General features: G+C 59.5%; 12 protein-coding genes. All 12 read right to left on the bottom strand.

All coding sequences use genetic code 11. The features are described from left to right. The gene (gene hypF / locus J2R80_RS41865) at positions 1-2,259 is read right to left on the bottom strand and encodes a carbamoyltransferase HypF (RefSeq protein WP_253640858.1); all 2,259 of its coding nucleotides are present in this window, start codon (positions 2,257-2,259) and stop codon (positions 1-3) included. After that, on the bottom strand, positions 2,256-3,203 hold the full coding sequence (gene hypB, locus J2R80_RS41870; RefSeq protein ID WP_253640859.1) for a hydrogenase nickel incorporation protein HypB: 948 nt from the start codon (positions 3,201-3,203) through the stop codon (positions 2,256-2,258). The genes hypF and hypB overlap by 4 nt, the downstream gene beginning before the upstream one ends. Next, the gene (gene hypA / locus J2R80_RS41875; RefSeq protein WP_253641102.1) at positions 3,203-3,544 is read right to left on the bottom strand and encodes a hydrogenase maturation nickel metallochaperone HypA; all 342 of its coding nucleotides are present in this window, start codon (positions 3,542-3,544) and stop codon (positions 3,203-3,205) included. The genes hypB and hypA overlap by 1 nt, the downstream gene beginning before the upstream one ends. Beyond that, positions 3,537-4,631 carry a hypothetical protein gene (locus J2R80_RS41880; protein ID WP_253640860.1) on the bottom strand — a complete coding sequence of 365 codons (1,095 nt, stop codon included), beginning with the start codon at positions 4,629-4,631 and terminating at the stop codon, positions 3,537-3,539. Before J2R80_RS41880 ends, hypA begins: the two co-directional genes overlap by 8 nt. A 103-nt stretch (positions 4,632-4,734) precedes the next feature. Continuing rightward, positions 4,735-5,598, bottom strand: coding sequence for a hydrogenase expression/formation protein (locus J2R80_RS41885; protein WP_253640861.1), 864 nt, complete (start codon positions 5,596-5,598; stop codon positions 4,735-4,737). Positions 5,599-5,618: 20 nt separating this feature from the next. Beyond that, positions 5,619-6,029: a hypothetical protein gene (locus tag J2R80_RS41890; RefSeq protein ID WP_253640862.1), complete on the bottom strand. Its 411-nt coding sequence runs from the start codon at positions 6,027-6,029 to the stop codon at positions 5,619-5,621. Between the two features lie 189 nt (positions 6,030-6,218). Next, entirely contained in the window at positions 6,219-6,509 is a 291-nt protein-coding gene (locus J2R80_RS41895; protein ID WP_253640863.1) for a HypC/HybG/HupF family hydrogenase formation chaperone, read from the bottom strand. 16 nt (positions 6,510-6,525) lie between these two features. Further along, positions 6,526-7,110: a HyaD/HybD family hydrogenase maturation endopeptidase gene (locus tag J2R80_RS41900; protein WP_253641103.1), complete on the bottom strand. Its 585-nt coding sequence runs from the start codon at positions 7,108-7,110 to the stop codon at positions 6,526-6,528. Between the two features lie 11 nt (positions 7,111-7,121). Then, positions 7,122-7,841, bottom strand: a complete 720-nt coding sequence (gene cybH, locus J2R80_RS41905; protein WP_253640864.1) for a Ni/Fe-hydrogenase, b-type cytochrome subunit — start codon at positions 7,839-7,841, stop codon at positions 7,122-7,124. 4 nt (positions 7,842-7,845) lie between these two features. After that, a complete protein-coding gene (locus tag J2R80_RS41910) occupies positions 7,846-9,636 on the bottom strand; it encodes a nickel-dependent hydrogenase large subunit (RefSeq protein ID WP_253640865.1) in 1,791 nt (596 codons plus the stop codon). 23 nt (positions 9,637-9,659) lie between these two features. Further along, positions 9,660-10,751 (bottom strand): hydrogenase small subunit, encoded by a 1,092-nt coding sequence (locus tag J2R80_RS41915; protein ID WP_253641104.1) that lies wholly within the window; start codon positions 10,749-10,751, stop codon positions 9,660-9,662. Positions 10,752-11,570: 819 nt separating this feature from the next. After that, a complete protein-coding gene (locus J2R80_RS41920) occupies positions 11,571-12,833 on the bottom strand; it encodes a serine hydrolase (protein WP_253640866.1) in 1,263 nt (420 codons plus the stop codon). Between the last annotated feature and the right edge of the window lie 90 nt (positions 12,834-12,923).

Consider the following 12,923-nt stretch of genomic DNA (forward strand, 5'->3'; position numbering starts at 1 on the left):
TCAGATTCTCCGTTCGGTGGCGGACGACTGTCCAGCAATCTGCAAAGCGGCAATCCAGGCTTGGCCAAGGCTCAAACCACCATCGTTGGCCGGCACCCGCTGTGGCACCAGCGGGGTCAGGCCGGCAGCGCAGCACCCGCGCCAGATCTCATCCATCAGTACCGCGTTCTGAAAGCAGCCTCCGCTCAAAACGACGGTATTGACGCCGGTTATCCGCGCGGAGCGCATGACCCAGTCAACGCAGGCAGCGGCGAAGGTGCCATGAAACAGGCCGGCTGCGCCTGCGGCGTCAATGTCGTCCGCAATCAATCGCGCAAACAGCGGACGAAGCGACAGCACGCCACCATCGATCGTCCACCCGGCCTCTAGAATCGCAGTCCGCCGCACTAGCGCCTCGAGCTTGATCGCGGCTTCTCCTTCATAGCTCTGCCAACTCACAATCCCCAGCAGCGCCGCCACCGCGTCGAATAGCCGGCCCGCGCTGGTCGTGCTGGCCCCGCCCGACTGATCGAGCAAGGCCGAGATACATCGAGCTTGCCGTTGCGCTGCAAAGCGCGGCGCGATTTCGTTACCCCGTCCGAGCCAGTGTAGTATCGCGCTCGCCATGCGCCACGGCTCACGGGCTGCGCGATCGCCGCCAGGCATTTGCAGCGGCGCGAGATGCCCGATGCGTCGGCACATCGCGCCTTCGCACAACAATAGCTCGCCACCCCAGTTACCAGCATCCGAGCCAAAGCCATGGCCGTCGAGCACCAGAGCTAGCACCGGTCCTGCATGGCCATGTTCAGCGATCACGGCGGCGGCGTGTGCGTGGTGGTGCTGGACTGCAATCAGCGCGCGGCCGCTTGCTTGCGCAAAGCGGGTGGATGCCATGTCGGGATGCAGATCATGAGCGATGACGACAGGCTCTACGTCAAGGATCGATGTGAGGTGTTGAATCGTCCCCTCGAACACACGGATGCCTTCGGGCGTATTGAGATCGCCAATATGTTGGGAGACGAACGCTTGGTTGTCCCGCGTGATGGTGACGGTCGATTTCAGCGCGCCGCCGACGGCGAGCACGGGCGGCACAGACTGCGCGAGCCGGATCGGTTCGGGAGCATAGCCACGAGCGCGACGAATGAATTGGGAGCGGCCAGCCACCACCGCGACCACGGAGTCATCAGCACGCGTCAAAATATCCCGATCATGGGTCACGACAAGGTCGGCGATCGCCTCGAGTCGGCGCAGCGCCTGCGCGTTGTCGATCAGGAGCGGCTCGCCGCAAGGATTGGCACTGGTGACGACGATGACCGGGCTTGGTTCCGCAATCCACGCTCCTGTCGAGCGAAGCGCATGAAAGATCAGATGATGCAGCGGCGCTACAGGCAACATGACGCCAACGCGAGACAAGCCGGGCGCTATGGCGGGCGCTAGACATTTGCGCGAAGTTAAAAGCACAATGGGCCGCGCTGCGGATTCGAGCAGCGCGAGCTCGAGAGCGTTCGCTTCCGCGATCTCGTTGACGCACTCTATGGAACCGAGCATAACTGCAAACGGTTTCTGACGGCGCTGCTTTCTGCTGCGCAGGCGCTGCACAGCGTCCTCGTTACGGGCATCGCAAAGGAGCTGGTAGCCGCCGAGACCCTTTATGGCTATGACTTGACCGCCTGCGATTGCAGCGACAATGGCGTTGATCCCATGGCTAAGCCGAGGGCCGCATTCTGGACACGCGATCGCCTCCGCATGAAACCTGCGGCTCGCCGGATCCGCATATTCGGCCGTGCAGGCGGCGCACAGCCTAAACGCCTTCATCACCGTGTTGTGGCGATCGTATGGGAGCCGCCCGGCAATAGTGTAGCGTGGACCACAATGGGAACAACTAATGAAGGGATAAAGGTAGTGGCGATTCTGTGGATCGAACAGCTCGCTGAGGCATTGCGCGCAGGTCGCGGCGTCGGCGATGATGTGCGTTGACAATTTTCCGCCTTCGCTCGCGCCGATCGAAAATTTTTCTGTCGCGAGCGCCGCTGTCTCCTGAACGCAGATGTGGTCGATGCGCGCCAACGGAGGCGCCTCGAGCGGCAATGTGGCAAGAAATTCTGACGCACGGCCACCTTCGACTTCGATTGTGACGCCCTCCGGGCCGTTGGCGACAAATCCTGCCAATCCGTACCGCGTAGCGAGGCCATAGACGTAAGGACGAAAGCCGACCCCTTGCACCGCTCCGCTCACGCGCACGCGCAGTCGTGTTCGGTCGCAAATGGTTGCGGCGCTCATCGCCTGGCGTCCTCTACGGCCTGCCTTTGGTGGACCACCTTTCTATCGATCCAAGCGTAGAGCGCGTCAAAACCCTCGCCGGTACGGGCCGAGACCGTAAGCACTTCGATCTTTGGATTGGCGCGTCTGGCATATCCAATGGTCTTGTCCAGATCGCACTCAAGCAGTGAGGCCAGATCGATCTTGTTGATCACCATGAGTGAAGAAGCCGCGAACATATCGGGATATTTCAGCGGCTTGTCTTCACCTTCGGTCATCGACAACACAACGATCTTGCAGGCCTCGCCAAGATCGAAGGCCGCGGGACAGACCAGGTTACCGACGTTCTCGATGAAGAGAATACCGCGCGTGAGCCGCGGCAAGCGGCGATAAGCCTCGCCAATCATTGCAGCATCGAGATGGCACCCCTTACCCGTATTGACTTGAATAGCTGGCACGCCGGCCGCTCGAATGCGTTCGGCATCGTTTGAGGTCTGCTGATCGCCCTCGATGACGCCGGTCGGATAGCTGAGCTTGAGCTCGGATACGGCGCGGACGAGCAGCGAGGTTTTGCCAGCACCGGGACTCGACATAAGATTAAATACCACCAGTTCATCGGCCGCGAAGAGCGTCCGGTTGTCGGCGGCGATCGCATTGTTCTTGCCGAGGATGTCACGCTCGACCCGAATGATGCGTTCGCGGCTCGCGCCCTTGACCTTCGATCCAGCTGGGCCGGCGCTGCAGCTCAGAAGCGCTTGCCGACCATCACTCTGATAATGTTCGTGATCATGACTGTGGCGGGCATGGGATGAATTCTGCACGCTCTCGTCGCCGTGAAAATGTACGTCATGGCGCCCGCAATCGTCCTGACTATGAGGATAGCAACGGCCTTGGCTCTCCGGATCACGTGCTCCGGCAAGTTCGATCGAAGACGTCGCTTGGCTGCAACCGCAAACGGTACACATCAATCGATCTCCAGTTCTTTCACTCGCATCTGCTCGCCGCCCGTTACTTGCAACTGATAGCTGCCGCAGCAAGGACAGGGGTCACCGCGGCGAGCAATTTCCACACTGTTAGAACAGCTCATGCACCAGGCGACACCCGGAAGTTCGAGGATCTCAAGAGCTGCCCCCTCGGCAATCGTTCGCGTCGCAACGACAGCAAAGCAGAACCTGATCGCATCAGGCGCGATATGGCTGAGCGCCCCGATTTCCAGACAGATGCTCCGCACCCGCGACAACGATCGCTGACGCATCTCCTCCTCGACGATTTGGATGATGCCCAGACAAATCGCCATTTCATGCATCGTCAACTTTGCGAAACCTGAGTGTGAATCCGACACAGGGATCAAGCGATTCAATCACCGCACGAACCGCTTTCTGATGCCGTCTCGCCCTCAGCACCACGCCGTGCAGGTTCCGGACAACCGGTCCGCTCCTATGGAAATTCCATTCCGTCGGAGCAAGAAATTCGAAGCGGTATATCTGGCCCCAAGGATCAAGCTCAACCGCGTGATAGAGCCTGCCCCTGGCGCATTCGACCGCGGTCGCGGCGCGTCCAGAACCCAACCGGTAGCTTTCGATGATCCCAGGCTCCGCTGAGTCAATATGAGCGCCGGAATTGAGCCAATCGCAGAGCCGAACGATTTCTGCAATTCTGGCCTTCAGCCGCTCGACCGCACCCGACCGACCCAGCCAGAGCCGATCACGCGTCATTTGGCGTGCCCATGGACCCGTCTCGGGCGCACGCCCCCCAAGGTCGGGACAATGACAAAATGTCGGGTCATCACCGAGCAGCCGTTCAATGATGTTGCGGTCGTCGGCAACGGACAGGAACGAGTGCGCGATCCGGATCGATTTCAGGTCGATCTCGTCCAGCGCGGCTATGCGAATTGCCAATGGGCTGCAGGGCCTGGGCGCGCCATCTCCGTTCGGCATGCCGATCGCGGCCAGCCCAGCCACAATTCTTGCCGTCGCTTCGCGTCGAGCAGGACCGCAGGCCGGTTGTCCGCTACCGATAAGTGCTGACATTCCCTGCATCACGGAGCGAATAGCCGCGGCACTGGCGGTGTCCTGGGCAAGATGTCCGACCAAGAGACCCCGCAGCAATTCCGCGATGCGCTCGGCAACGACCAGCGCAACACGATGCTGCCTTGTCGTGGGGCTGATCGCTTCGTCGCGCGCCGTCTCGATCGCAGACAGAAGCGCGGTTTGCTGCGCAACGGCACACAATGCGAAGAGCCGCGGGATCTGTTTGAGCAGCGACGAGGCCGGTTTGCCGACGAACAGCCGCGCCAGCGGTGGCCGGGCTCGCGGTAGGATCTCGACCGCGGCAATTACGTCGGCAGCAAGCCAGACCGTGACATCGATTTTATTGCGGATCGCGAAGCTCATATGCACCGCTGCGTCATTAGCTCGCGCGGAACGGCAGCCGCGCTGCCTGCGCTGTCTACGCTGTCTGCGAGATCCCACTGAATTTCGAATATCTTTAAGTTCTTCATGTGAGGTACGCCTCCATAATTTCCTGCAGGCGCCCGGCGGAGTCCTCGAAATCCTCGTCAGCAGCCAAGGCAACGATCGGCACGTCTCCGACCTCCACCGTATCGAGGATGACGTCGTCCAAAGAATTGAAGTACTGCACCGACCAGACGTTCCTCACTCCTGTCGCCTGCACGCGGCATGTGCCGTAACCGCGGAAGATGAGCTGGACCGGACCATGGCCCAAACTTTGCTGCAGGAACGTCATGTCCACAGCACTCATCGGCAGCAACGTCAGATTGATAACATGCGCCCGCATGCCCGACCGCCACACACGCGCCCGCGCGCGTATTTCCGCAAGCACCGCGAGCACGTTCATGGCGCCGTCCGGCGCCGCGCCGATCGGAAAGTCGGCAGACGTCAACTCAGTTGCGGCGCGCTGCACAATCTGCGGGATTGCCCCAACCTCGACATATTCGTGCGCCGATTCGGCCCCGATACGCACGCGCCAGATTCCCGCAAGGACCGCCTCCCGGAGTTGCGCAAAGGAGCCATCTGGCAGCGCAACCACGCCGGCGACCTCGCCCTCCCCGAGCACCTCGCCAATCAGCTTGCGCTCGAGCTTGCTGAGATTGGCGAGTCCGTACAGTTGCGTCCGAGTGCTCTGCCTCTGGCCGCGAGCGGCAGCGGCGACATTCGACAACAGCACCGTGACATTCGGATAGTTCCTTGCAAGCTCGTTGCCGTCGCGCCGAGCGCGCTTGGCTACCGCCTCCATAGTCGTGAGCCCGCTATGGAATACATCGAGACTTTCCGTGCCCGTGGCAGACTTGCTCACCACCTGCTCGGCGTCCTCGGATACGACGCGGACCGCTGTCTTCATGATACGATGTCCCGTTGGATCTATCGGGAGGCATAGCCGGCACAAATGCTACCCGCGTACAGCCAAATGATCGGTACGACGATGCGGTCGATCCTGATCAAACGGTCCAGACGCCTGCCGATCAGGCAGAGCGTATCGTGCCGATGGCACAAAATTGGCGTCAATCGACGACGCGGGCCGAGTCTTCCGACCAGCTTTCCAGCCAACGCATGCGCAGGCCCTGTGCTTTGCACGCAACGCCGAAAAGCCTTGATCAATTCAGGAAGGGATAATGCGAGATGGACGGCCCGGAGCGAATGTACGGCATCGACCGCCAGCGGCACTTCCGGCGTGCTCGCGGAAGCGTGCGTGACGAGGCGTGCATCCGCGCCGACGCTCTCTACCTCGGACGGACAGGGTGCCAGATCATGCCGCGCCAGCTTGAATTTCATCAGACTCCTTTCTGATAGTTCTTGGTTTGAGCTAGGTGAGATGTAGCAAGGCACGTGCCAATCACTGTCTCGCTGTGGGGGAGACCGGAATCAATGGCTCGAAGCATTTTGATCTTTCCATGCAGAAGGTGCGCGCGATTGATCGATTTGCGGGCAGGCGTAGTCACCGCAACATCCGCAGCAGAACCGCTAACGTAGGTGTTCGGGCAATTGCGGCTCACGGCCGACCAGGTCTGCAAAGAAGGGATCGCAGTCCTGGCCGTTACGGCTGGCGTCAAGCCCGTCGAGAGCTTCCGAGATCAGTCTTGCTTCATCCTCATCCAAGAGTCGCACGGCGCTGTCGATATGAACGAGCACCCTGGCGCCGACCGGGGCGCCGTAGAGCAGCATGACCGAGACACGCCGCTGTTCGTTGCGATACTCACAAAGTGCCGTGATGTCGTCCGTCTCAACAATCGTCATTGGCAAGCCGAGGCACATGATCAATCGCGGGCCGCTAGATTGGCTGCGCTCCCATCTCATAACTTGCATGGTCGATATTGTTCGCCAACAGCCGTTCTGATGCGGGCAGCGGCGTCGTTCGCGGTGTGGCCGGCGAGCCCCACTGCGCCAGGAGTTTGCAAGCCAGTTCGATCGCCGGCGCAATCTGGAAGCGCACCGGAGCTGTCAGCGGACCGCCCCAATGCTCCAGGTCCAGCGCCTGACATCCGATGAGAGCGAGGTCTCGCGGGCAGCGGCCAAGCAGATCGGCCGCACTCAAGACCTCCTGAAAACCGGTCTGATGTAGGCTTATCTTATTGGCGCCAGCAAATTTTGGCACCTCGGCATCCCGCATGAGCTTCAACTGTCCGGGCGGGAGTGCAAAGTCGATGGCATCGAACACGATCATGCAATCGGCCTGCTCAAGATAACTTACCAGGTAGAGCCCCTGCGTGCCGCCATCAAGGATGGTGACATTGTCAGCGACTACATAGCGGCGATGGAACTCCTCTACCGCCCGCACGCCGAACCCCTCATCGGCCCACAGGATATTGCCGATGCCAAGCACAAGGATCCGTTGCTTGTTCTCCGGAACTAGTATCCGCTTGCCATTCAATCGCGTAACTCGCGCTCACCCGAAATCATCGAGGAGATGCTCCGGCGCGACATGATGTCCTCCCGGATCACCGCGTAGATGTGAACCAGCACAAAGACCACGATCACCCACAGACCGAGATGATGCCAGGTATGGACGTCCTGGCTATTTGGCCAGATTGAAAACACCCACCCGAACAGCCTGTCCTGCCAACTGTCGCTACCGGCGCCCTGCCCATAAAGTGCAAAACCTGTGACGATCATGAAGGTGATCGTTTGCGTAAACATAAGGAACATTGCGAGCTGAGCCAGGCGGTTGTGCCCGACGCGTCTGTCGGGCTCAACTGCAAGGAACGCGTACCAGCGAATCTCGTGGTGCACCTCGCGCCAAAAGCACCCGCGCCAGAGCGGAACACAAAAGATCTGCATGGCATGTCGATTTCCAATCAGGGCCGAGTAAATACGCAGAAGAAAGCCGACGCTGAGCACATATCCCGCAGAGAAATGCGCAAATCGGATATAACCGAACAGGTAATTGCCGCTTGCCTGTCCCGACATCGCCGGCGTCCCCGTTCCAATCAGATAGCCGGTCAAGGCCAGCATCAGAATGGCCGCCGCATTGACCCAGTGCCACAGTCGCACCGGCGCCTCATAAACGTAGGCGCCGCGACGGCCGATGCCGCGCTCGGTCGGTGCCGCATCGACGGCAGCGGGGGGCTGCGGAGCGTTGTTCAGCATGTCCCTAACGAACATTGACTGAAGCCATCTCTTGGCCGTCAAGACTCATCACATGGGTCGAGCACGCCAGGCACGGGTCAAAGGAATGGATCGTACGCAAGATCTCCAGGGGGCGCAGCGGATCGGCCAACGGGGTGCCGATCAGGGAGGCTTCAAAGGCGCCAATATTGCCCTTGGGATCGCGAGGAGATCCGTTCCATGTCGTCGGTACGACACATTGATAGTTGTCGATCTTCGTGTCCTTGATCTTGATCCAGTGCCCAAGCGCACCGCGCGGCGCCTCAGTGAAACCGTAGCCCATGGCCTCCTTGGGCCAGCTTTCCGGCTTCCATCTTGCGACATTTGCAGTTGCCGTATTGCCTGCCTTAATATGGACGACCAACTTATCCTGGAAATAACGCAGCTGATGCGCCGCCCACTGGCATTCGAGTGCCCGCGCCGCGGTACGGCCAAGCGTCGAGAACATCGCCGTCAGGGGAAGATTGAGTCCCTTGAGCAGTCTGTCGGTCGGCTCCTTGAACTCGGCCTTGCCCTGCGCATAACCGATGATGTATCGCGCCAAAGGTCCGACTTCGACGGCGTGGCCGCGCCAGCGCGGCGCTTTGATCCACGAATACTTGCCACCTTCGTCGAGTTCCTCGATATCTGTCTTGCTCCCCTTGACTTTTGACCCGAGCTCGAAACTCGGTTCGGTGATGCCATCCCATGGATGCAGTCCACAGCAATCGCGCGGGTACTTATACCACGAGTGCGTGACGAACTCCTGGATCTGGTCCGGATCGCTATGGTCGATCGGCAATATCTCCTCGAGATTGCCATCAAGAATGACGCCGCGTGGCAGCTTGAGATTGTTCGCAGAACAGTCGTTGGCGTTTTCGAGGATGTCGCCATAGGACATTACGCTTTTGCTTGAAAGTCCGCCACCATGTAGCCAATCCTTATAGAACGAGCCGATCATTGCGACGTCGGGCAGATAGACCTGCTCGACAAACTCGATCGAACGGTCGATGATCGAGGATACGAGATTAAGTCGCTCCATGTTGATCGCACCCACCGCACCAGTTGCGTCGATGTTGATCGCGCAGGGCACGCCGCCGACCAGCCAGTTAGGATGCGGATTTTTGCCCCCATAGACGGCCTGGATTTTGACGATCTCTTTCTGGAAGTCGAGCGCTTCCAGATAATGCGCCACGGCCATCAGGTTCGCCTCCGCTGGCAGCTTGTAGGCCGGATGCCCCCAATAGCCGTTCTTGAAGGGACCTAGTTGCCCTGATCCGAAAAATTTAGTCAGCCTGATCTGCAAATCCTTAAAATAGCCAGGGGATGACAACGGCCACGGCGAGATGGACTGCGCCAGCGCGGAGGTGGTCTTGGGGTCGGCCTTGAGCGCGGATACCACGTCGACCCAATCGAGCGCGTGCAGATGGTAGAAATGCACGAGATGATCATGCACGAGCAAGCACAGCTGCATGATGTTTCGGATCGAATTGGCATTCTCCGGAATCGTGATCCCTAGCGCATTCTCAACCGCGCGCACGGAGGTCAGCGCATGGGTGCCGGTGCAGACACCGCAAATCCGCTCAGTAAACGCCCAGGCGTCGCGCGGATCACGTCCGCGCAAGATGACTTCGATGCCACGCCACATCGTCCCGCTCGAAACCGCATTGCGGATCACGTTGTCGGAATCGACATTGGCTTCGACACGCAGGTGGCCTTCGATCCGCGTCAGCGGATCGATGACGATTCGCTTGCCGGAGCGATCGAGATTGAACCCTTTTGGTATCTGTCCGGCCACCGTCGTCCTCTTCTCAATTCCGCTTATTTTTGTGAGGCTGTGCGATCCGGCTTGTTGGTCAACCGCTTCACGGCAGTGACCGCCGCATGGGCGGCGACGGACAGCCCAACTACCCCTGCAGCAGCCATACCAATCTGATCGGCGTTCTTCTCAATGCCGAACTGCTTGATGGTCGTGAGTCGGTCGTAAAATGAACCTCTGTCCCAAAAGCCGTCTTCGGAGCAACTGAGGCAGCCGTGGCCGGATTGAATTGGAAATGAAACACCGCCGTTCCAGCGAAGGGCCGAACAGGCATTGTAGGTGGTTGGCCCCTTGCAGCCCATCTTGTAGAGGCAATAACCCTTGCGTGCGCACTCATCGTCCCACTCTTCGACGAATTGGCCGGCGTCGAAATGGGAACGTCGATAGCATTTGTCGTGAATGCGCTCGGAATAAAACATCTTTGGGCGCCCTTGGCGATCGAGCTCCGGAAGCTTTCCGAACGTGGTGATGAAAGTCACCAAGCCGCTCATGACCTCTGCGATAGGCGGACACCCGGGTACCTTGATGATCGGCTTGTTCTTGATCACCTGATCGATCGGCGCCGCGCCCGTCGGATTGGGTCTGGCCGCCTGCACGCACCCCCAGGACGCACACGTGCCCCAAGCGACGATCGCCATCGACTCTTCCGCCATCGACCTGAGCTTTTCAACGAACGGCTTGCCGCCGTCAATGCAGAACATGCCCCCCTGCTTCAGCGGCGGATTACCTTCGACCGCAAGCACATACTTGCCTTTATACTTGGCGCGGGCTTCCTCCAGGATGGCTTCAGCCTGGTGTCCAGCCGCCGCCATGATCGTATCGTCATAGTCGAGCGAAATCATTGACAGCAGCGTGTCTTTGATCAACGGATGGGCCGAGCGGATAAAGCTTTCCGAGCAGCAGGTGCACTCGAGCCCGTGCAGCCAGATGACGGGTACGCGCGGTTTGGTCTCCAGGGCGTCGGCAATAGTGCTTGCGGCAAGCGGACCAAGTCCGAAGCTGGCGGCCGTCAAACTGCAGAATTTATGGAAACTACGACGCGTGATGCCCTGACGTCTGATCACGCTGTAAAGCGTCTCCGTTGCCCCGCTCATGAAGCCTTCCATGTGAGTCGTCGTCGGCCGACCGAACTGCTAGCGCAGCAGCAAGAAACAGGCCATCGGAACCCAACGCTTGACTGGGCGCCAAGCCAGCCTTTCGACTCTTGCCCTATCGGCGAGCCGGCCAGCAAGCCCCAGGCTCGCGCCGTTGAGCCATGTCACGCCAGTGATGTCGGGCTTTGAACGTCGATGTGAGAACTTCAACAGAGCAGCACAATTATTTGCCAATCCAGGGCGACCACGTCATACCGGCTTTTGCACAATCGGAACAAGCGCGCGCATACCGCTTCTTGAACGAGTTGGTGACAGAACGAGTTGGTGCAGTTGACGGGCACCGTCCATCTCAATCAGACTTGCTCTCCGCGGGGCAAATGGGGTTCGATCCGCGTCGTAGTCCGACTGCGGAAACACGCCAAAGTGGCCGGCCCAGCGCCGAACAGAACGCGATGCCGAGCCGCGCAGCGCACATGCTTTGATTTGCGAGGCGGATCGATCTGATCTGTCTGTCATTCAGTGTGGCTGCCGCACGGCATTACCAAGGGATCGGACGCGACGGTCTGGATGTTCTAAAGCGACATCTAGGAGAGCATCGCGCGAGCCAATCGACGGCAAGCCGCGGTCCTCTTAGCATATCGCGACACCGCACTCGCCTACGAGAGTCTCTTCGCGATGCCGGAAGCGTCACGTTCGTTCCTAGCATCGGCGCAATCCGGCCGAGGATAGCCGTTCCGGCGCTGAGTTCAGTCATCGGTGTCCAGCGGCAACGCCGGTTTCCAACCACCCAAAACTGTCGTCGGGTCAACGCCGGGCGAATTATCGAGTTATTCCAGCATAGACGATGTACTGGACTTGTTCGCGATAGTACTTGCGGATTTCTCCGGGCGCGGCCGTTCCGACCACCACGATCAGACGCTCCTTCGGGTCGCAGAAAAATTGTGTTCCGTAAGCGCCGGTCCAGGTGAACTCACCTGGATTGCCCGGAACCGCCGAGATACCCTCGCTTATGCGCACAGCCACTCCGAGTCCGAAGCCGAAGCCGGCGCGATGCGCCTCCACATTGGCAATCTTATTCTTGATCTCCGGCCCGAGGTGGTTGGAGATCATGTGGCGCACCGTCTTCGGGCCGAGAATGCGCTGCCCATCGAGCTCCCCGCCGTTTAGCAGCATTTGCCCGAAGCGCACATAGTCACCGACTGTCGCAAACGCGCAGGCCCCTCCGCAGTCAAACAGTGTCGGACTTTCGAGGAGCTCGATCTCTTGTTGCTTTCCAGTCAGCGGGTCGTCTGGAAACGGATGCGCGAGGCGCTCGCGTTGTGATGTGGACAAATGGAAAGTGGCATCCTGCATCCCGATCGGCTTCCACAAGTTGCTGGCAAGATAGTCGCCCAATCGTTGTCCGCTGACCTGTTCCACCACAGCTCCGAGCACGTCGGTCGAGAAGCCGTATTCGAATTCCGTCCCCGGTTGGTGCGCTAGCGGCAACTTGGTAATGGCCTGGATGAACGCCTGCTTGTCACCCTTTAGCGGCGGGGCTGCAAAATCCGGGTAGAGACGCGCCACTTGGTCTGGGCTATCTGGAGGCGCGCCATAGGTGAGACCTGATGTGTGCCGATAAAGATCGTGGATGTAGATCGGAGAACTCTGCGCTTGATACATTAACGAACCGTCAGGCCGTGGCACCGCGACCTTCATGTTTGCGAATTCCGGGTAATAGTCCGTAAGCCTGCCCTGTAGAGGCAGGCGACCTTGCTCCATGAGGGTGAGCCCGGCAACGGCCACCATCGGCTTGGTCATAGATGCAAGCGCGAACATCGCATCGAGGCGCATCGACGATCCTTTTGCAGGATCAAGTTGGCCATACGCCTTGTAATGAATCAGCTTGCCGTCTCGGGCGATTGCAACCACCGCGCCCGGCACGCGCTTGCTTTCGATCTCACGATCGAAGAACTCATCTAGCTTGGCAAGGCGTTGCTGAGAAACTCCGACGTCATCGGCCATGGCCTCGGGCAGAGGCGCTGAATGTACTGAATTGAAGCTGATTCCAGCAACCACTGCGGTCATAACAAGCTTGTTCATTCTATCCTCGCCAATAGACGGAGCTGGCTTGCGCTGTTCCAGCTCTGGCATGTCTGGTCTGACGAGCCGAAAGCCACTCGGTCCGGTCTG

This window comes from Bradyrhizobium sp. USDA 4541 (assembly GCF_024171085.1).
In the GTDB taxonomy this organism is placed as follows: domain Bacteria; phylum Pseudomonadota; class Alphaproteobacteria; order Rhizobiales; family Xanthobacteraceae; genus Bradyrhizobium; species Bradyrhizobium australafricanum.

Bases quoted from the DNA above. Each gene is read 5' to 3' on its own strand.
- J2R80_RS41895 (WP_253640863.1), bottom strand. From the start codon at position 6,509: ATGTGCCTCGGCTTGCCAATGACGATTGTTGAGACGGACGACATCACG.
- hypB (WP_253640859.1), bottom strand. From the start codon at position 3,203: ATGTGTACCGTTTGCGGTTGCAGCCAAGCGACGTCTTCGATCGAACTT.
- hypA (WP_253641102.1), bottom strand. From the start codon at position 3,544: ATGCATGAAATGGCGATTTGTCTGGGCATCATCCAAATCGTCGAGGAG.
- J2R80_RS41920 (WP_253640866.1), bottom strand. From the start codon at position 12,833: ATGAACAAGCTTGTTATGACCGCAGTGGTTGCTGGAATCAGCTTCAAT.
- J2R80_RS41885 (WP_253640861.1), bottom strand. From the start codon at position 5,598: ATGAAGACAGCGGTCCGCGTCGTATCCGAGGACGCCGAGCAGGTGGTG.
- hypF (WP_253640858.1), bottom strand. From the start codon at position 2,259: ATGAGCGCCGCAACCATTTGCGACCGAACACGACTGCGCGTGCGCGTG.
- J2R80_RS41890 (WP_253640862.1), bottom strand. From the start codon at position 6,029: ATGAAATTCAAGCTGGCGCGGCATGATCTGGCACCCTGTCCGTCCGAG.
- cybH (WP_253640864.1), bottom strand. From the start codon at position 7,841: ATGCTGAACAACGCTCCGCAGCCCCCCGCTGCCGTCGATGCGGCACCG.
- J2R80_RS41915 (WP_253641104.1), bottom strand. From the start codon at position 10,751: ATGAGCGGGGCAACGGAGACGCTTTACAGCGTGATCAGACGTCAGGGC.
- J2R80_RS41880 (WP_253640860.1), bottom strand. From the start codon at position 4,631: ATGAGCTTCGCGATCCGCAATAAAATCGATGTCACGGTCTGGCTTGCT.